Source organism: Pseudomonas asplenii, from assembly GCF_900105475.1.
Lineage (GTDB): Bacteria > Pseudomonadota > Gammaproteobacteria > Pseudomonadales > Pseudomonadaceae > Aquipseudomonas > Aquipseudomonas asplenii.
This window is the reverse complement of the sequence record NZ_LT629777.1, coordinates 3,967,200-3,987,658: the sequence shown is the minus strand read 5'-3', so window position 1 is coordinate 3,987,658 and position 20,459 is coordinate 3,967,200. Positions and strand designations below refer to the sequence as shown.

Sequence of the window (20,459 nt, the reverse complement as noted above, 5' to 3'; positions counted from 1 at the left end):
CTTTCACACCGTCCTCAAGGCTGACGATGCGACTGGTTCTCTCCCTGACATTCAGCACCCTGGCCATGTTCGCCAGCGTCGCTCACGCCGCTCCCGCGCAAAACGCCCTGACGGTGTACGGCGAGCCGCCCAAATACCCGGCCAACTTCACCCATTTTGATTACGCCAACCCTGACGCGCCCAAGGGCGGCAGCCTCAAGCGTTCGGCGATCGAGATCGGCCAGTTCGACCATGTTCTGCCTTACATCGACAAAGGCATCGGCGTCTCGCAGGTCGACGGTTGGATCTATTCACCGCTGGCGGTGCGCTCCCTCGATGAGCCCTATACGGTCTACGGCCTGGTCGCAGAAAAGATGCAGCGCGCCGATGACGGCCTGTCGCTGCGCTTTTTCCTCAACCCCAAGGCGCGCTTCGCCGACAACACGCCGATCACCGCCGAGGACGTGCGCTACACCTTCAACCTGCTGATGACCGAGGGCAGCCTGAGCTACCGCATGCAGTTCGAAGGCATCAAGGACGTGGTGGTCGAGTCACCGACCCAGGTCCGCTTCGATTTCAAGAACACCGAAAACCGCTCGCTGCCACTGGATATCGCGACCCTGCCGGTACTGCCGGAGCATTGGTGGAAAACCCGTGACTTCGCCGACGGCGGCGGCTACGAAGCACCGCTGGGCAGCGGGCCGTATCGGGTCAGCAAGGTCGACTCCGGGCGCAGCATCACGTTCGCCCGCAACCCCGACTGGTGGGGCAAGGACCTGCCGGTCAGCCGCGGCCTGTACAACTTCGACCGCTTCAGCATCGAATACTTCGGCGACACCGATGTGGCCCGCCAGGTATTGCGTGGCGGCGCCTACGACTACAACCGCGAATTCTCCGCCACCGCCTACTCCATCGGCTATGACAGCCCGGCGCTGAGCGACGGCCGCCTGCAGAAAGCCCATCTGGCACCGGAATCACCGCAGCCGTCCCAAGGCTACGTGTTCAACCTGCAGAAACCGATGTTCCGGGATCGCCGCGTGCGCCAGGCCCTGGCCATGCTCTGGGACTTCGAGTGGAGCAACCGGCAGATGATGCGCAACATGTACCTGCGCCAGCAGAGCTTCTTCTCCAACACCCCGCTGGCCGCTCGCGAACTGCCGGACAAGGACGAGTTGGCGATCCTCGAACCGCTGCGCGGGCAGATTCCCGACGAAGTCTTCAACCAGGTTTTCGAAGCACCCAAGACCGACGCCAGCGGCAACCTGCGGGACAAGCAACTGCAGGCCCTGGCACTGCTGGAACAGGCCGGCTGGAAACCCAAGGGTGACCAGTTGGTCAATGCCCAGGGCGAGCCGCTGAGCTTCACCTTCCTCAATGCCCAAAACGGCATGGAACGCCTGCTGTTGCCCTACAAGCGCAACCTGGCGCAGATCGGCATCCGCATGGACATCCGCCGCATCGATCCCTCGCAATACGTCAACCGCCTGAAAAACCGCGACTACGACATGATTGTCAGTGGCTACCCGGTGACCACCTCGCCGGGCATCGAACTGTACAACTTCTTCGGTTCCTCGACGGCCACCGACCCGGGCTCGAACAATTTCATGGCCCTGCAGAACCCGGCCGTGGACAGCCTGATCAACGGTCTGGTCAAGGCCAACACCCAGAAGCAGATGCTCAGCTACGCCCACGCGCTGGACCGGGTACTGCAGTGGAACTACTACTGGATCCCCAACTACTACCCGCCGGGCATCTCCACCGTGTGGTGGAACCGCTTCGGCATTCCGCAGATACAGGCCAGCAATGACGCGGCCATCGAGACCTGGTGGGAAGTCAGCCCCACCCCGCTGACCAACGAACAGATGACCGCCGAACTGATCCGGCGCGGCCACGACGGAGGACACCGCTGATGCCGGCCTATATCCTGCGGCGCCTGCTGCTGATCATCCCGACCCTGCTGGTCATTCTGCTGGTCAACTTCGTCATCGTCCAGGCCGCGCCCGGCGGCCCGGTGGAACAGGCCATCGCCCGCCTGCAAGGGCTCGGCGGTGGCGGCGCGATCGGTAGTGGTGGCGATGCACTGCACGGCTCGTCCCGCGCCAGCCGCGGCCTCGACCCCAAGCTGATCGCCGACATCGAGCGCCAGTACGGCTTTGACAAGCCAGCCCCGGAACGTTTCTGGCTGATGCTCAAGAGTTACGCCCACCTCGACTTCGGCAAGAGCTTCTTCCGGGGCGCACAGGTCACCGACCTGATCCTGGAGAAGATGCCGGTGACCATCTCCCTGGGTCTCTGGGCCACGCTGATCACCTACCTGGTGTCGATCCCCCTCGGCATCCGCAAGGCGGTCCGCCACGGCAGTCGCTTTGATATCTGGAGCAGCACCGCGATCATCCTCGGCTACGCGATGCCGGCGTTCCTGTTCGCCATGCTGCTGATCGTGCTGTTCGCCGGCGGCACCTCACTGAACTGGTTCCCGGTGCGCGGCCTGGTCTCGGACAACTTCGACCAACTGTCGACGCTGGGCAAGGTCGCCGACTACTTCTGGCACCTGGTGCTGCCAGTGACCTCCCTGGTGATCGGCGGCTTCGCCACGCTGACGATCCTGACCAAGAACTCCTTTCTTAACGAGATCACCCGCCAGTACGTGACCACCGCACGCGCCAAGGGTCTGAGCGAACGCCGGGTGCTCTACGGTCACGTGTTTCGCAACGCCATGCTACTGGTGGTCTCGGGGATTCCCCAGGCGTTCATCAGCGTGTTCTTCGCCGGCTCCCTGCTGATCGAGGTGATCTTCTCCCTCGATGGCCTGGGCCGCATGAGTTACGAAGCGGCGGTGTCGCGCGATTACCCGGTGGTGTTCGGTTCGCTGTTCATCTTCACCCTGTTCGGCCTGCTGATAAAACTGATCGGCGACCTCTGCTACACCCTGGTCGACCCGCGTATCGACTTCGCCGCGAGGAACGCCTGATGCTACAACTTTCCCCCGTGAGCCGCCGCCGGCTCGATCGGTTCAAGGCCAACCGCCGTGGCTGGTGGTCGCTTTGGCTGTTCGCGGCGCTGTTCGTCCTGAGCCTGGGCGGTGAACTGATCGCCAACGACAAGCCGCTGGTGCTCAGTTACCAGGGTTCGCTGTATTTCCCGGTGTTCAAGCGTTACACCGAGCAGGAGTTCGGCGGCCAGTTGCCGTTCCAGGCCGACTACCGCAGCGACTACGTGCGCCAACTGATCACCCGTGATGGCGGCTGGATGCTGTTCCCGCCGATTCCGTTCAGCGCCGACACCCCCAACTACGACCTCAACAAACCGGCGCCCAGCCCACCCACAGCGGTGAACTGGCTGGGCACCGACGACCAGGCCCGCGACGTGCTGGCGCGAGTGATCTTCGGGGCCCGGGTATCGATTCTGTTCGCCCTGGCCCTGACGGTCATCAGCGCGCTGATCGGTATCGCCGCCGGCGCCCTGCAGGGCTATTACGGCGGCTGGGTCGACCTGCTCGGTCAGCGCCTGCTGGAAGTCTGGTCGGGGCTGCCGGTGTTGTACCTGCTGATCATTTTGTCGGGCTTCGTCGAGCCGAACTTCTGGTGGCTGCTGGGGATCATGGCCTTATTCTCCTGGCTGGCATTGGTCGACGTGGTGCGCGCCGAATTTCTCCGTGGCCGCAACCTGGAGTACGTCAAGGCCGCCCGCGCCCTGGGTCTGAACGACCGCAAGATCATCCTGCGGCACATCCTGCCCAACGCCATGAACGCGACCCTGAGCTACCTGCCGTTCATTCTCACCGGCGCCATCTCGACCCTCACCGCCCTGGACTTCCTCGGCTTCGGCATGCCCGCCGGCAGCGCCTCGCTGGGCGAACTGATCGGGCAGGGCAAACAGAACCTGCAAGCCCCGTGGCTGGGGCTCACCGCCTTCTTCACCCTGGCGCTGATCCTTTCGCTGCTGGTCTTTATCGGCGAGGCGCTGCGTGATGCCTTCGACCCCCGCTCATGAACCAGGCCCGCGCCATGACCGACAACCTGATTGAAATCCGACATCTGACCGTGGCCTTCGGCGGCCAACCCGTGGTCCGCGACCTGTGCCTGGACATCCGTGCCGGCGAATGCCTGGCGCTGGTCGGCGAGTCCGGTTCGGGCAAGTCGGTCACCGCCCATTCGATCCTGCAATTGCTGCCGCAGACCGGCTGCCATTCCACCGGCAGCGTGCGTTATCGCGGCCAGGAACTGCTCGGGGCCGACAACAGCACCCTGCGCCAGATTCGCGGCGACCGCATCGCCATGATCTTCCAGGAACCGATGACCTCGCTGAACCCGCTGCACACGGTCGAGAAGCAGATCGGCGAAACCCTGATGCTGCACAAAGGAATGGGCGGCAAGGCGGCCCAGGCACGAATCCTCGAACTGCTGGAACTGGTGGGCATCCAGAAACCCCGTGAACGGCTCAAGGCCTACCCTCATCAACTCTCCGGCGGCCAGCGCCAGCGGGTGATGATCGCCATGGCCCTGGCCTGCGAACCGGAACTGCTGATCGCCGACGAACCGACCACCGCCCTCGATGTCACCGTGCAGCGCAAGATCCTGCTGCTGCTCAAATCGTTGCAGCAACGTCTGGGTATGTCGCTGCTGCTGATCAGCCACGACCTCAACCTGGTGCGCAGCATCGCCCAGCGGGTCTGTGTGATGAAGGCCGGGGAAAGCGTCGAGCAGGCCGACTGCGAAACCCTGTTCAACCAGCCACAACACCCCTACAGCCGCCTACTGCTGGATGCCGAACCGGCCGGGGAAGCACTGGCGCTGGACGATAACGAAAGCGTGTTGCAGGTCGACGACCTGCGCGTACGCTTCCAGATCGGCGGCGGCCTGTTGCGGCGCAAAGAGTATCTACAGGCAGTGGATGGCATCAGCCTCTGCGTGCAGCGGGGCAAGACCTTGGGCATCGTTGGCGAGTCCGGTTCGGGCAAATCCACCCTCGGTCAGGCGATCCTGCGGCTGCTCGATGCCCAGGGCAGCATCCACTTCCAGGGCCAGGCCCTCGACGGGCTGAGCCAAAAGCAACTGCGCCCGTGGCGCAAACAGATGCAGGTGGTGTTCCAGGATCCGTTCGGCAGCCTCAGCCCGCGCATGTCGGTGGCGCAGATCATCAGCGAAGGCATCGAGGTGCACTGCCCCGGTACCGCTGCCGAACACGAGGCCCAGGTGATCCGGGCACTCGAGGAAGTCGGCCTCGACCCGCAAAGCCGTCATCGCTACCCCCATGAATTCTCCGGCGGCCAGCGGCAGCGGATCGCAATCGCCCGGGCCCTGGTGCTCAAACCCGCGTTGATCCTGCTCGACGAACCGACCTCGGCCCTGGACCGCACGGTGCAGAAACAGGTAGTCGCGCTGCTGCGTGACCTGCAGGCCAAACACGGCCTGACCTATCTGTTCATCAGCCATGACCTGTCGGTGGTGCGTGCCCTGGCCCATGACCTGATCGTGGTCAAGGACGGACAGGTAGTCGAACGGGGCAGTACCTGCGCGGTGTTCGACAACCCTCAGCATCCGTATACCCGGGAGTTGCTGGCAGCGACCCTGACCAACACCGCCACCCCGGGCTGCCCGTGAGCCAGAAGCCGATGAACGACCGTGAAAGCCTCAAGGACTACCAGCGGGTTCGCCTGCTGGCGATTCGTTCGCTGTTCGAAAGCATCGAGCAGTCCAGCGAAGGTACGGTGATCGTTGACCGCGATGCGCGGATCGTCTGGATGAACGAGCGTTACGCCAAGCGTTTTGGCCTCACCAGCGCCGAACAGGCCATCGGCCAACCGTGCGAAAGCGTGATCCCCGGCAGCCTGCTGCGCGAGGTGGTACGCACCGGCCGGCCGATTCTGCTGGACCTGCAGGACATGCCCAAGGAACCGCTGGTGGTGATGCGCCTGCCGGTCCACGACGATGCCGGTGTGGTGATCGGCGCCATCGGCTTCGCCCTGTTTGGCGAGTTGCACAGCCTGTCGCCACTGCTCAAGCGCTACCAGAGCATGCAGGCAGAACTGGCCTCGACCCGTTCGCTGCTGCGGGCGCGGCAGACCAAGTACAATTTTGCCCACTTCATCGGCACCAGCGCCGCTAGCCTGGAGGTCAAGCGCCGCGCCCGCCGCAGCGCCAGTGCCGACTCGCCGGTGTTGCTGCTGGGTGAAACCGGCAGCGGCAAGGAACTGCTGGCTCAGGCCATCCACAGTGCCTCGCCGCGGGCGCACAAGGCGTTCGTCAGCATCAACAGCGCGGCGATTCCGGAAACCCTGCTGGAAGCGGAATTCTTCGGCACCGCTCCGGGTGCCTTCACCGGTGCCGACCGCAAGGGCCGGCCCGGCAAGCTGCAGATTGCCCAGGGCGGCACCCTGTTTCTGGACGAGATCGGCGACATGCCGTTGCCCCTGCAGAGCAAACTGCTACGGGTGCTACAGGAGAAGGAGTTCGAGCCGGTCGGTTCCAACGAAGTGCTGCGCAGTGATGTGCGGGTGATCGCCGCGACCTCCACCGATCTGGAAGCGGCGATCAAGCGCGGCGAGTTCCGCGCCGATCTGTATTACCGCCTCAATGTCCTGCCGATCCAGGTGCCGCCACTGCGTGAGCGTCTGGAGGATTTGCCGGCACTGAGTGAGGCGATCCTGGAGGAGTTGCGCAGCCATCATGAGCTGACGGGCGAAGCGCTGGAATTGCTGGGCCAGCATGCCTGGCCGGGCAATATCCGCGAACTGCGCAATGTGCTGGAGCGGGCGGCGCTGTTGAGCGATACGCAGGTGCTGGACGCTGCCGATATTCGTGGCGCGATCGGAACTTTCAGTCCGTTGGAGCGCACGCAGGCTCCTGTCATGGCCTCTTTGGGGAACGAAACCTTCAACGTCGCGCGAGAGCGATTCGAACGGCAGTTGATCGAGACGACCCTGGCGCAATGCGGTGGCAAGGTGGTGGACGCAGCCAGGCAATTGGGGCTGGGCCGCTCGACCCTGTACAAAAAGATGGTGGCGCTGGGCATTAGCGAGTCTCAATGAAGAGACTAAAATCCCAATATAGAGACACTCCCCGCTCCCGAAAACACCACCCTCTGTAGGAGCCGGGCTTGCCCGCGAATGCCCACAACTCGGTCCTTCAGGAACACCGCGTTATCGTTCTTGGCGGGCAACCCCGGCTCCTGCAGGGGTGTGGCGCTTTCGAAAAAGTCTCTTTTTAGAGACTTTCATAAAGCCGAGCGTTCATAAAATATAGAATATCGTTATTTTTCAAAAGCTTATTGATATGGCATGAAACTCGCTATTCCCACCGGAGATTCAGACCCAACTTACAAAAATAACAATTTGGAGACACACCATGAGTGTGATCATCGCCCTCGCAGCCCTGGCGCTGCTGATGCTTGCCGCCTACCGTGGCTACAGCGTCATCCTGTTTGCCCCCATCGCCGCCCTCGGCGCCGTCCTGCTGACCGATCCGTCTGCCGTCGCCCCGGCCTTCACCGGCGTGTTCATGGACAAGATGGTCGGCTTCATCAAGCTCTATTTCCCGGTGTTCCTGCTCGGCGCCGTATTCGGCAAGCTGATCGAGCTGTCGGGCTTCTCCCGCTCCATTGTCGCCGCCGCGATCCGCCTGCTTGGTACCCGCCAAGCAATGCTGGTGATCGTACTGGTCTGCGCCCTGCTGACCTACGGCGGCGTCTCGCTGTTCGTGGTGGTGTTCGCGGTCTATCCGTTCGCCGCCGAGATGTTCCGCCAGAGCAACATCCCCAAACGCCTGATTCCGGCGACCATCGCCCTCGGCGCGTTTTCCTTCACCATGGACGCCCTGCCCGGCACCCCGCAGATCCAGAACATCATCCCCAGCACCTTCTTCAACACCACCGCCTGGGCCGCGCCTTGGCTGGGCGTGATCGGCACGGTATTCGTGTTCTGCGCCGGCATGCTGTTCCTGCAACGCCAGCGCAACAAGGCCCAGCGCGCCGGCGAGGGCTACGGCACGCAGTTGCGCAACGAACCGGAAACCGCCGAGGACATCCGTCTGCCCAATCCCTGGATCGCCCTCTCGCCGCTGCTGCTGGTGGGCATCATGAACCTGCTGTTCACCCGCTGGATTCCGCTCTGGTACGGTAAGACCCACACCCTCAGCCTGCCCGGCATGGCCGCGCCGGTGCAGACCGAAGTCGCCAAGCTCACCGCCATCTGGGCGGTCCAGGCGGCCTTGCTGGTGGGCATCATCATGGTGCTGGCATTCGGCTTCCGAGCGATTCGTGGCAAGCTCGCCGAAGGTAGCAAGAGCGCGGTCAGTGGCGCCCTGCTGGCCGCGATGAACACTGCCTCGGAGTACGGTTTCGGTGCGGTAATCGCCTCGCTGCCAGGCTTTCTGGTACTGGCCGACTGGCTCAAGAGCATTCCCAACCCTCTGGTCAACGAAGCCGTTACCGTGACCCTGCTGGCCGGGATCACCGGCTCGGCCTCGGGTGGCATGAGCATCGCCCTGGCGGCCATGGCCGACAGCTTCATCAGCGCCGCCCACGCCGCCAATATTCCACTGGAAGTGCTGCACCGAGTCGCCGCCATGGCCAGTGGCGGCATGGACACCCTGCCCCACAACGGCGCGGTGATCACCCTGCTGGCAGTCACCGGGCTGACCCATCGCGAGGCCTACAAAGATATTTTCTGCATCACACTGATCAAGACCCTGGCGGTCTTCGTGGTGATCGCCACGTTCTACGCCACCGGCATCGTCTGAGGAATCGACTATGAGTCTCAAAGGAAAAACCGCACTGGTCACCGGCTCCACCAGCGGCATCGGCCTGGGCATCGCCCTGAGCCTGGCCAAGGCTGGCGCCGACCTGATTCTCAACGGCTTCGGCGATGCCAGCGCGGTGCTCAGCCAAGTGCGCGAGTTCGGCGGCAAGGTCGGCCATCACCCGGCCGATGTCAGCGACCCGGCGCAGATCGCCGAGATGTTCGCCTATGCTGAGCGAGAGTTCGGTGGCGTCGACATCCTGGTCAACAACGCCGGTATCCAGCATGTGGCGGCGGTCGAGGAATTCCCGGTGGAACGCTGGGACGCGATCATCGCGATCAACCTGTCTTCGGTATTCCACAGCACCCGCCTGGCCCTGCCGGGCATGCGCGCCAAGGGTTGGGGAAGGATCGTCAACATCGCCTCGGTGCACGGCCTGGTCGGCTCCGTGGGCAAGGCCGCCTATGTCGCGGCCAAGCACGGGGTGATCGGCCTGACTAAAGTAGTCGGCCTGGAAACCGCCACCGGCAATGTCACCTGCAACGCCATCTGCCCAGGCTGGGTGCTGACGCCGCTGGTGCAGAAACAGATCGACGATCGGGCGGCTACCGGCATCGATCCGCAACAGGCGCAGCATGATCTGCTGGCGGAGAAGCAGCCGTCGCTGGAGTTCGTCACACCACCGCAGTTGGGGGAGCTGGTATTGTTCCTGTGCAGCGAGGCTGGCAGCCAGGTGCGTGGCGCGGCCTGGAATATCGATGGTGGGTGGTTGGCGCAGTAGCCGAGACGGTTGGCAGCCTGGGGACCTCTTCGCGGACATGCCCACGAAGAGGTCCGCCCAGGCAAAGATACCCTCAGGGCTGACCATGCCCCCTGAACAACACAATAAGCAAGGCAACCCCATGTCCGAAGTCCTGTGGCGCCCCAGCGCAGAACGTATCGAAAAGACTCGTATCGAAGCCTTCCGGCGCTTCGTCAATCACCGTCACTCTCTAGAGATCGCCGACTACCCGGCCCTGCACCGCTTCAGCATCGAGCGCCGTGAAGACTTCTGGCAGGCCATCGTCGATTTCTTCGCTGTCCAATTCCACCACCCGGCCAGCAGTGTGCTGATCGAAGCGCAACAGATGCCCAGCGCCCGCTGGTTCCCCGAGGCCACGCTGAACTTCGCCGAACACCTGCTGCGCCGGCGCGACGACCATCTCGCGGTGGTCGCCATCAGCGAGGACGGTCGCCGGGAAACCCTCACCCACGCCGAACTGGCCGCCCATGTCGCCGGCCTGCAACAACGCCTGCGCGAGGCTGGCATCGGGATCGGCGACCGGGTCGCGGCCTGCATGCCGAACACCTGGCAGACCCTGGTGGGCATGCTCGCCACCAGCAGCCTGGGAGCGACCTGGTCCTGCTGCTCGCCAGACTTCGGCACCCACGGCGTGATCGACCGCTTCGGCCAGATCGAGCCCAAGGTGCTGATCGCCTGTGCCGGCTACCGCTATGCCGGCAAGGCGCTCGACCAGAGCGCCAAACTCAACGAAATCCTCGAACACCTGCCCACTCTGCAGCACCTGCTGCTGGTGCCCTATACCCACTCCCAGGTTCGCGTCGAGGACTTGCAGACCCACGCCAGGGTGAGTCTGTGGGAAGAGTTCTACCAGCCTGGCGGCGAGCCGTATTTCGTCCCGGTACCCTTTGCCCATCCGCTCTATATCCTCTACTCCAGTGGTACCACCGGTGTCCCCAAGTGCATCGTCCACAGTACCGGCGGCGTGTTGCTGCAACACCTCAAGGAGCACGGCCTGCATGTCGACCTGGGGCCACAAGACTGCCTGTTCTACTACACCACCTGCGGCTGGATGATGTGGAACTGGCTGGTATCGGCGCTGGCGGTTGGTGCCACGGTGGTGCTGTATGACGGCTCGCCGTTTCATCCCGGCCCGCAACGCCTGCTCGACCTGATCGACAGCGAGGACATCAGTGTCTTCGGCACCAGCCCAAAGTACCTGGCTGCCCTCGAACAGGAAGGGCTCAGCCCACACCAGACGCACCGGCTGACCCGCCTCAAGACCCTCCTCTGCACCGGCTCGCCGTTGTCGCCCCACAGCTACGACTACGTCTACCGGGAGATCAAGGCCGAGCTGTGCCTGTCATCGATGTCCGGTGGCACCGATATCGTTTCGTGTTTCGTCAGCGGTAACCCGGTGCTGCCGGTCATTCGCGGGCAGATGCAGTGCAAGAGCCTGGGTATGGCGGTCGAGGTCTGGGACGACAAGGGCCAGCCATTGCATGGCGAAAAAGGCGAGCTGGTCTGCACCCGGCATTTTCCGGCGATGCCGGTCGGACTGTGGAACGACCCGCGGCAGGAGAAACTCAAGGCCTCCTATTTCAGCCTGTTCCCCGGCGTCTGGGCCCAGGGGGACTACGCCGAGGAACTCGACGGCGGCGGCCTGATGATCCACGGTCGCTCCGATGCCGTGCTCAACCCCGGCGGCGTACGCATCGGCACGGCAGAGATCTATCGGCAGGTGGAAAAGGTCGACGCGGTAGTGGAAAGCCTCGCCATCGGCCAACCATGGCAGAACGATGTGCGGGTGGTGCTGTTCGTGCGGCTGCAGGAGGGCATGGCGCTCGATGATGCGCTACAGCAACGTATCCGCCAGGTGATCCGCGACAACACCACCGCGCGTCATGTGCCGGCGAAGATCGTCGCGGTGACGGACATCCCGCGCACCCTGAGCGGCAAGATCGTCGAACTGGCGGTACGTAACGTGGTGCACGGGCTGCCGGTGAAAAACACCGACGCCCTGGCCAATCCCGAAGCGCTGGAGCAATTCAGGAACCGGGAGGAATTGCAGGAGTGACCACAACGCCGGCAGGCTCGCAAGGGGCAACCCTCTCAAGCCTGCCTGTCTAGCCTCCTAGATCGCCGACAAGGAAATGTTGCCAATGGTCGGTGCAGACCCGGGAGCCGGCTCACCCACCGGAACCAGCGTCACTGACGGCGCTTCCTTGACCTCCCCGGCCTTGAGCAGGACCTGCAACTGTTCGCCCACCAGGAAACTGGCACTTTTCGAGGACCCGTGGTGTGCCTTATGCGCGCCAACACCAAACATGCTGATCGTACCCACAAGGTATTCGGAAGTCGGCGCCTTTCCTTCCGGTAACCCCAGGTAGACGTTATAGGCGTTGCCTGGCGCGCTGCTGGCGGCGATCGCCTCAAATGACAAGGCGTATTCCTGAACGGCCGGCAATGCCTTCACCTGTGCACTGAATGTATGAGCCGCCGATTTACCTGCATTGGCCGCAGGTGCGGGGGCCCCGCCCACCGACAAGGCGACAGTGATGGGTTTGCCGCCCAGGGTGATGGCACTGGCCGTTGCAGGCGGCGCGCTCTGGGCCAGCAACAGGAATTTTTTCTCGCCGCTGGCAAACGGCAGGCTACCCTGAGGCCGCTGGGCGTACTCCGAATAGACGTAGGGAGAAGCCAGCTTCGTCGTGTCGAGCACGTCGGCGGTCTTGATCTTGACCGCTTTCCCCGACGCATCGGCGAACGTCCAGGTCTGGTTGAGGAAGCTCCCGGTGTTGGGATTCTGGCCACCACTCTTGATCCAACTGGCCCAGATCCGATCGATGTTGGCATGGTGGATCCAGAAGACCGGGTCATTGGCCGCCCAAGGCACCTCTCCCATGCCTTTTCCGTTCCCCACATCGTCATGAAGGCTGCCGTGCGGATTGTTGTCGATGTTGCTACAAAAACCGATTTTGCTACTGTAGTCGCGCCACTTCATGCACGCGAGGTCGAGGGAACTGCCAAAGTCGACCACCGGCTTGCCGGCGTTGGAGCCGGGATTGCGGTCAGGGCGATAGAGCGAACCGAAGACCGGATCGTCCTTGAGCAGGAACTCCTTGGGCATCACGCTATAGTTGTTGCCCGCCGCGCTGTAGGGCCCTGTGTAATCCCAGAATGGCAGCGTGAACTCCGCCTCTCCGGAAACCTCACGGATGATCTGCTCGAAATACATCACATACATCCGATGCCAGGGCAGGAATGCATCGCTGTTACCGCTGGCATGTGGTTCACAGGTCCACCAGGCACTCTGGGCAAGGGCCTTCTGCGGGCTAGCCGCCCCACCGAAGACCTTGTCCACCGTCTTGGACTTGTCCCCGGCGTGGACATCCGGAATCGCATGGATATACCACTGGAAGGTCCACGACAGCGGATCGGTCGCGGGCTTGGCCATCATCTTCTTCACAGCGCCCGCGTAGATTTTCAACATCTTCTGCCCCTCGGGGGACAGCACGTTATAGCGCACCAAAGTCTTGGCCGGCGCAGCCCAAGCCTTCTTGACCATCCCCAGCGGCAACAACGCCATGCCGCCACCGATCACTCCCGCCTGCAGCACTGTCCTTCGACTGATAGTCATCTTCACTCCCTGAACCGCACGAGTTAGCTGATGCGAAATCGCCAGCACCCTCAGCGTAGCAGTGAGTGAAATTTCATCCAGATGCCGCGGAACTTTTACTTCAACGAGGAATCGCGATGATGGAGATCTCTTCGATACGAGCCTGCGCGCCTGGCCTTTCAGGCCTGACGGGAACCAGCGTCAGGGAGGGGGCACCTGCCAGGCGCCCGGCTGCACGTAAGCGCACGAGCGCGTCATCAAGGAAAAAGGCAACCTCCTTGGGATTCTCGTGACTGTAGTGCTCGGGAGCCCCATAGAAACTCACCTCGCCGAGATGACCGGGGTCCGAAACCTGTGGCCGCAGCCCCAGAGGCACATTGAGATAAAGGTGGTACCCTGCCGAAGGCGCCTTGCTCGCCCATACCCCAGACAACACCAGGACCAGGGGGTCGCCACTCTTGTGATCGGAGAGATCGACCGCCGCAGGCGACTTCGATTGCAGGCGGATGTCGGTACGGGCACTGCCCAACTCGACAGCCTGTTGCGTTCGATAGAGGACGTCTTCGGCCCAGCAACCTCCTGCCAGCAAGAGCATTGCGACCAGCAAACTGAATCGCCACATGAACGGCTCTCCGCAATGGACCTGCATCCACTATGGCATCCATACGAAGCCATGCGACACCAGCAGCCCAACGGTCGTATCCGATACGGGCACGACGCTGGCCGGATGATCGGATTCAGCCAAGATAACGCACCACCACCGCCTGGAAAGTGTCACGCTGTGAATGGCCAGCGAGCAGGATTCGCCCATCGCCTTGCAGCGCCAGCGCGGTGACGGTGTCCAGGCTCTTGCCCAGACGAGTGCGCATGTAGCCCTTGCCCGAGCCGAAGTCGGGGTCAGGTTGACCGCCCGGCAGGTAACGCGCCAGTAGCAGATCCGAACCGAACCCGGCCACCGTCGAGCCGGCGGCGAGAATCGCCCCGTCCGGTTGCAGCGTGAGCGTCGCCCAGCGACAGGCCGGCGCATTGATATCCAGCAACACGGCGGCGCCCCGGTTGAAACGCCGGTCGATGCAGCCATTGGCGCTGAAGCCTTGCAACGCACCGCCCAACGGCTCGAAACGATTACCCACGCAAAACAATTGGCCCTGCGCGCTGCGGGCCAGTCGCGTGACCATCGAACTGGCGTCGGCAAAACGCACGAACAAGTAACCCTCAAGACCAAAGGCCGGGTCCAGTTGACCATCCGGCAGATAGCGGGCAATCAGGCCGCAGGGTGGGAAATCGATCGAACCACCCACCAGGATCTTGCCGTCGGACTGCAACAGGGAACAACTGAGCCAGGTATTCATCAGCCGTCGTCGTACCATCACGAACCCCAGGCCATTGAAACTGTGGTCAAGCCCCCCCTCAGGCAGCAGACGTACCAGCAGGCCCACATGGTCAGTGGCACCATCGCTATGGTTGAGGGTCAGCAGGATCTTGCCATCAGGTTGCACACTACCGGAGCAATTCTCGACACCCGCCAGCCCCGGCGGCAGCCAATGGTCACGGGGGCCCTCGGAGAGCCTGCCGGGCAGGCGCAACAGTTGAATGCCTTGCTCGCCAAAGCACGGATCGAGACGACCATCGGCAAAGAACCGCGCCACCGCCGGAACGGTTCGGCGGTCATCGGGATAGTGCAAGCCAAACACCAGAATCCGCCCATCGCACAAACGGCGCAGGCTGATAGCCGTCGACCCGCCCTCGGCGTCGAACCGACCGACCAGGCTGCCACCCTGGCCGAACGAGGCATCCATCGAGCCGTCGGGGTTGAGGCGGGCCAGCCCAAAATGCACGCCGTCGGGCAGATCCACCTTGGCGACCACGAGGATTTTTCCATCGGGACAGAACAGCAGATCATTGGCCTGGCTCGACAGACTGCCAGGAAACACCACCAGCGCCTTGCCCAGGAAGCCAAATCCCCGGTCCAGCTGACCCGCCGGGTTGACCCGGTTGCTGCGCAACGCGTGCACCATCATCAGGGGATTCCTCCATGAAAGGGACGTCGCCTGCGGTTGTGCCACCGTTGCGATCTGCCCGCTATTCAATCCATTGAGGTTTCCCCGCACAACTGTCAGAAATAACAGGTTTTGTGGCTCATCGCGCCATACCAGTGACCCCGGGAGCCATTTGTATGGAACCGGACGGCGCAGCTGTCCAAACCACTGCTCTGGCGCGCCGCAACCTCATTCCATGGCCGTCTTGACCATCGCCAGTTCCGGGTGGCTGACCAGCTTGTCGATGTGCAGTTCTTCATCATTGAGCCAGGTCTCGGTGAGCACTCGATAGTGCTCCATATCCCGGCAGCGCATGCGCAGACTGTAGTCGAAAGCGCCGCTGATCAGATGGCACTCCAGCACCTGGGGACAAGCGCGAATCTTGGCTTCGAAGGCCCTCTGCGCCGACCGCCCGCTCTGTCCGGACAACGCCACCAACACCAGCAGCGACAGGCCGGGCGACAGCTTGTTTTCGTCAAGAATGGCCCCGTAGCCACGGATCACGCCCAACTGCTCCAGCTTGCGCACGCGCTCCAGGCAAGGCCTGGGCGTCAGGTGCACGCGCTCGGAGAGCTTCTGGTAGGTGATGCGTCCATCGTGGCGCAACACCTCGATAATTGCCTGGTCGATACGATCCAACACGATCGACAGGTCACGAATTTCAGCCATGGATGGCTTGCCTCACTTGAAACGGCCAGAAAGAAACGGACGACATTGTACGGCCTTCCTTGACCGATGCCCGAATCCCTTTCAACGGTGCCCGGTCAAGATCGCCATATTGCCCGAGATGGCTGGTTAACCGCCGCCCATGGAAATATGATGTTCGACGCGGCACTCAGCGTGAGCGCCCCCAGGACTTCATCCAAAAAAGGAATCTCATGAAAGACTTCGTCATCGGCGTCAACAACATCGTTCTGTACATTGCCCTGGGTTTCATCTGGCTGATCGGCCTGATCACCATGTTCAGCAGCAGCTTCCTGACCGGCCTCGGCGGCCTGATCGGCGGTACGCTGATCTGGTGCATCATCTCCGGTTTCTGGTTCGTCCAGTCGGCCACCTATGAAGAACTGCGCAAGCTGAACGCGAAAGGCAACTGACGCGCAGGCACTCCGGCAGACGCGGCCGCCTCTGGCAGGCCGCGGCTCCCCTCCCTCTGGGCGACGACCGTCAAACGACAAGAACGGACTCCCCCGAACTTCTTTTCATCTGCACAGCCAAACTCACCAGCAGGCGGCACCCTGAGACCATTCAGGTAGTTTTTATGCACGGGGCAATCATGAAATCACCAGAAACCGGGACGCTCGAACAGACCGTCGAGCAAGACATGCACTACCGAACCATGTTCGAGGCTGTCGACACCGGCTTCTGCATTATCGAAATGAAGTTTGATACGACCGGAAAACCGGTGGATTACCGCTTTATCGACATGAACCCGGCGTTCGAACGCGAAACCGGGCTCACCAACGCCAAGGGGCGCTGGGTACGGGACCTGCTCCCGGCCCACGAACAATACTGGTGCGATATCTACGGTGACGTTTATCTGACTGGGGTCGAACAACGTCTTGAAAACCAGGCGCAGGCACTCGATCGCTGGTATGCCGTGCATGCAGTCCGTGTCGGTAGTCCCGGGGCGTACAAAGTCGCCGTGTTCTTCAACGACATCACCGAACGGCGCCAAGCGGAAATCGCCCTCAAGCAACTCAACGCCTCGCTGGAACAAGAAGTCGCCTCCCGTACCGACGACCGCAACCAATTGTGGACACTCTCGTCGGATATCATGCTGCGCTGCAGCTTCGATGGCCAGATCATCGCCATCAACCCGGCCTGGGAAACCACGCTGGGCTGGTCCGAAGCCGAGCTGCTCGGCACCAGCCTGTATGACCTGATCCACCCCGACGATATCGAACAAAGCCTTGAACAAGCCCGGTTCTCCGCGACCGGACGCAGCATTTGCCGCTTCGAGAACCGCTACCGCTGCAAGCACGGCGGCTACCGCTGGATCAACTGGTCCTCCAGCCCGTCCAATGAGGTCATCAACGCCGTGGGCCGCGACTGCACACTCGACAAGGAGCAGGCCCAGGCCCTGGCCAAGGCCGAGTCACAACTGCGCCAGAGCCAGAAGATGGAAGCCGTCGGGCAACTGACCGGAGGCCTGGCTCATGACTTCAACAACCTGTTGACCGGCATCAGCGGCAGCCTGGAAATGCTCCAGAGCCGGATCAATCAGGGCCGCGTGGAAAATCTCGACCGCTACATCAATGCCGCGCTGATCGCCTCACGCCGGGCCACCGCCCTGACGCATCGGTTGCTGGCCTTCTCCCGCCGCCAGACCCTCGACTCCCGGGCAACCAACGTCAACCTGATGGTCAAGGAAATGCAAGACCTGATACGGCGCACCGTCGGTCCATCGATCCAACTCGAATCAAAACTGTCCGAGAACCTGTGGACCACCCTGGTGGACCAGAACCAGTTGGAGAACTCGCTGCTCAACTTGTGCATCAATGCTCGTGATGCGATGCCCGACGGCGGTCATCTGCGCATCGAAACCGCCAACATCACCCTCAACTCGGCATCGGCCCTGGCCCTGGAACTGCCGCCCGGTGGTTATGTGTACCTGAGTGTCGCAGACAGCGGCTGTGGAATGTCGACCGACATCCTGAGCAAGGTCTTCGAACCCTTCTTCACCACCAAGCCCCTGGGCTCCGGAACCGGTCTCGGCCTGTCGATGGTCTATGGTTTCGCCCTGCAATCCGGCGGCCAGGTACGCATCCATTCGCAACCGGGCAACGGCACCCAGGTGCGTCTCTACCTGCCACGCCACTTCGCCGATGCCCAGGAGCCCGCGGTTGTCCGTAGCGCACCGCCAGCCCTGCACGCCGTGGCGGGGGAAACGGTGCTGGTAGTCGATGACGAACCCCAGGTGCGGATGCTCATGGTCGATCTGCTTGAGGAACGCGGCTACAAGGTATGGGAAGCCAGCGACGGAGCGAAGGGGTTGCAGATACTGCAGTCGCCGATCCGTATCGACCTGCTGGTCAGCGACGTCGGCCTGCCCGGTGGCATGAACGGCCGCCAACTGGCGGAGCTGGCCCGGCAAACCCGGCCTGGGCTCAAGGTCCTGTTCGTCACCGGCTACGCCGAGCACTCGGTCATCGGTGATGGCAACTTGGCGGCCGGCATGCACGTGATGACCAAGCCGTTTGCCCTGGATGATCTGGCCAACCGCGTGCGGGACGTGATCATCCATACCTGATGGCCTTGCTGAGCGCTCGCCCGAGTGCCGTTGAACAGAGCCGTTGATGACCGCGAACTTGCCTTTGGGTTATAAACCTTATTGATAATAAGGTTTATAACGAAGACTCAAACCACAAACGCCAGACAAAAAAAAGCCCAAGCGGCTGATGGACGCTTGGGCCTTAAAGAATGCATAAACCGTGGTAGGTGAACGCGAGGTAATAATAACGGATCCCGGAAACTTGTAACAAGATATTTTGAGTGTAATTTTATTCATAACCCCTTCAATAACCACAGTTTTTTACGGGGTATCGGTAAGCAAAAGGCCATAGGTAGCCCTGTTTTGCCCCATCCAACCCAGTCAGTAGCGTATTTGCACCAAAGTAGTTCGTATCGGTTATCAAAAACCCCTGAAAGACCACAGTTAATATCTGGGAATTACTCAACAACACGGTCATCGTCAACATTCGGGCGAATATGAATTCCGATGAACGGCCTATTCAACAACCTATGTTTACCCATCCCCGATTGTTACTCGAAACAGGAAAGTTCCGGACACCGCCAAAAACATAAACCGGCCCCGGGCCTCTGGATCATTTGCGTCCCCGCTCGCGCCCGGCGACAATTGGCGCTCCATTCATTTCGAGGTTCGCAACATGCGTAAAGCACTTACCGTCCTGGCGCTCAGCGCCCTGTTTACCCAAGGCGCCATGGCTGCCGGGGGTACCCAGGCAGCAGTCGGAGGTGGCTTGGGCGGCGTCCTGGGCAACGTGGTCGGCCAGCAGATGGGTGGCAGCACCGGCGCGGCAATCGGTGCCGGCCTGGGCGGCGCAGCAGGCGGCGCCGTGGCAGCCAAGAAAGGCAAGAAAACCAAGGCGGCCCTGGGTGGCGGCTTGGGCGCGGCAGGTGGTTCGCTGCTGGGCAACCAGCTCGGCGGCAGCACCGGCGCAGCGATCGGCGCTGGCCTGGGTGGCGCCGCCGGCGGCGCACTGGGCGGTCGCAAGTAACCTCCCCCGCGACGAAAAAACCCGACACTGGCTGTCGGGTTTTTTATTTCACCATGACGCCAACACCGAACTTCGCCGGACGACATCGAGACCCGATACGCGACGACCATCAGCCAGGACAGCGAGGGCGCAGGCCAGGATCAACCAGGGCCGTCACTCGCGGCGGCAAGAAGTGGCACCAAAACGTCGCTGATGGGTGTTGCAATGCCACGGGCCCGGCCAAGACGGGAGAACACACCGTTGCGAATATCCCATTCGAGTGGCCTGCCAGCTTCTCGATCCGTCAGGATAGAGGTGCTCATGTCGGCGGGAAACGCCAGGAACGTGTCGAGGATCGCCTGCGGCACCTCGTCGTCCAGTTCAGCACCCTCGGCACGGGCCACGACCAGACATTCCTGCAGATAGTCCAGGGTAAGCCTGGAGATGTCGGACCGGCTGAACATGCCCGCGCGACGATGCGTGAGCGCCATGAGCCCGGCCGCTGCGTTTTGCAGCAGCTTGCGCCAGGCCAGGGATCTGAAATCTGCGGCCAGCTCAACGAAACAGCGGGTGCCTTGCAGTGCTTCGGCTATCACGCGAGAAGCCGGCGTGTCCGGCAGGCTGAGGCGCGCATCGCCGCGCAAGCGCACCGAGCCATCGGCTTGCGCCTGCGCAGGAAACCACACGACAGCGGGAACCACCTGCCCGCGCGGGCAATGTGGGGCGATCGTCTCCCTCTGCTCGACGCCGTTTTGCAGAACACACACGACCGTTTGCGGCCCGACCAACGTGGCAAGCCATCCCGCCGCGGCCTCGGTCTGTGTTGTCTTGACAGCGAGAAAGACGAGATCGACCGTGTGATCGATCTGTCCGGGATCCGTCCGGACGGGGCCGGGAATGCTGATGAGGCAATCGCCCTCCTGCAACGTCAGATGATCGCGGAACGTGCGGCCGCATAGCAACGGCGTGCGGCCAACTTCGTGCAGCACTGCCGCGATCGTGGTGCCAATGGCACCCGGCCCCACGACAGCGACGGATGTCAGGTTTTCTGTATCCATGGACGCGAACTCCTGTGGCTCTGTT

General features: G+C 62.3%; 16 protein-coding genes. 11 read left to right on the top strand and 5 right to left on the bottom strand.

Annotation, left to right across the window (positions count from 1 at the left end; genetic code table 11):
* Positions 1-26: 26 nt before the first annotated feature.
* The 8 genes from BLU37_RS18345 to BLU37_RS18310 all read left to right on the top strand — a co-directional run bounded on the left by BLU37_RS18345 (position 27) and on the right by BLU37_RS18310 (position 11,575).
* Entirely contained in the window at positions 27-1,889 is a 1,863-nt protein-coding gene (locus tag BLU37_RS18345) for an extracellular solute-binding protein (RefSeq protein WP_090207310.1), read from the top strand.
* A complete protein-coding gene (locus tag BLU37_RS18340; RefSeq protein WP_010446551.1) occupies positions 1,889-2,950 on the top strand; it encodes a microcin C ABC transporter permease YejB in 1,062 nt (353 codons plus the stop codon). The genes BLU37_RS18345 and BLU37_RS18340 overlap by 1 nt, the downstream gene beginning before the upstream one ends.
* Entirely contained in the window at positions 2,950-3,972 is a 1,023-nt protein-coding gene (locus BLU37_RS18335; RefSeq protein ID WP_010446553.1) for an ABC transporter permease, read from the top strand. Before BLU37_RS18340 ends, BLU37_RS18335 begins: the two co-directional genes overlap by 1 nt.
* A gap of 14 nt (positions 3,973-3,986) precedes the next feature.
* Entirely contained in the window at positions 3,987-5,582 is a 1,596-nt protein-coding gene (locus tag BLU37_RS18330; RefSeq protein ID WP_090210963.1) for an ABC transporter ATP-binding protein, read from the top strand.
* Positions 5,583-5,593: 11 nt separating this feature from the next.
* Entirely contained in the window at positions 5,594-7,009 is a 1,416-nt protein-coding gene (locus BLU37_RS18325) for a sigma-54 interaction domain-containing protein (protein ID WP_090207307.1), read from the top strand.
* Positions 7,010-7,325: 316 nt separating this feature from the next.
* Positions 7,326-8,717: a GntP family permease gene (locus tag BLU37_RS18320; protein WP_090207302.1), complete on the top strand. Its 1,392-nt coding sequence runs from the start codon at positions 7,326-7,328 to the stop codon at positions 8,715-8,717.
* A gap of 10 nt (positions 8,718-8,727) precedes the next feature.
* Positions 8,728-9,498: a 3-hydroxybutyrate dehydrogenase gene (locus tag BLU37_RS18315; protein WP_019362798.1), complete on the top strand. Its 771-nt coding sequence runs from the start codon at positions 8,728-8,730 to the stop codon at positions 9,496-9,498.
* Positions 9,499-9,619: 121 nt separating this feature from the next.
* Entirely contained in the window at positions 9,620-11,575 is a 1,956-nt protein-coding gene (locus tag BLU37_RS18310; protein WP_090207299.1) for an acetoacetate--CoA ligase, read from the top strand.
* A 57-nt stretch (positions 11,576-11,632) separates the two neighbouring features.
* Here the strand turns inward: BLU37_RS18310 and BLU37_RS18305 are convergent, their stop codons facing one another.
* From BLU37_RS18305 to BLU37_RS18290, 4 genes are all read right to left on the bottom strand, one after another.
* A complete protein-coding gene (locus BLU37_RS18305) occupies positions 11,633-13,138 on the bottom strand; it encodes a tyrosinase family protein (RefSeq protein WP_090207296.1) in 1,506 nt (501 codons plus the stop codon).
* A gap of 100 nt (positions 13,139-13,238) precedes the next feature.
* On the bottom strand, positions 13,239-13,739 hold the full coding sequence (locus BLU37_RS18300; RefSeq protein ID WP_157696385.1) for a hypothetical protein: 501 nt from the start codon (positions 13,737-13,739) through the stop codon (positions 13,239-13,241).
* A 115-nt stretch (positions 13,740-13,854) separates the two neighbouring features.
* On the bottom strand, positions 13,855-15,138 hold the full coding sequence (locus BLU37_RS18295) for a hypothetical protein (RefSeq protein WP_090207290.1): 1,284 nt from the start codon (positions 15,136-15,138) through the stop codon (positions 13,855-13,857).
* Between the two features lie 207 nt (positions 15,139-15,345).
* On the bottom strand, positions 15,346-15,825 hold the full coding sequence (locus BLU37_RS18290) for an Lrp/AsnC family transcriptional regulator (RefSeq protein ID WP_010446566.1): 480 nt from the start codon (positions 15,823-15,825) through the stop codon (positions 15,346-15,348).
* A gap of 209 nt (positions 15,826-16,034) precedes the next feature.
* Between BLU37_RS18290 and BLU37_RS18285 the strand changes: the two genes are divergently transcribed.
* From BLU37_RS18285 to BLU37_RS18275, 3 genes are all read left to right on the top strand, one after another.
* A complete protein-coding gene (locus tag BLU37_RS18285) occupies positions 16,035-16,253 on the top strand; it encodes a hypothetical protein (protein ID WP_010446568.1) in 219 nt (72 codons plus the stop codon).
* Positions 16,254-16,417: 164 nt separating this feature from the next.
* Complete coding sequence (locus BLU37_RS18280) at positions 16,418-18,409, top strand: hybrid sensor histidine kinase/response regulator (RefSeq protein WP_090207287.1); 1,992 nt, start codon at positions 16,418-16,420, stop codon at positions 18,407-18,409.
* A gap of 637 nt (positions 18,410-19,046) precedes the next feature.
* Entirely contained in the window at positions 19,047-19,397 is a 351-nt protein-coding gene (locus BLU37_RS18275; protein WP_010446570.1) for a hypothetical protein, read from the top strand.
* Between the two features lie 140 nt (positions 19,398-19,537).
* Here the strand turns inward: BLU37_RS18275 and BLU37_RS18270 are convergent, their stop codons facing one another.
* Entirely contained in the window at positions 19,538-20,434 is an 897-nt protein-coding gene (locus BLU37_RS18270) for an oxidoreductase (RefSeq protein ID WP_090207284.1), read from the bottom strand.
* Between the last annotated feature and the right edge of the window lie 25 nt (positions 20,435-20,459).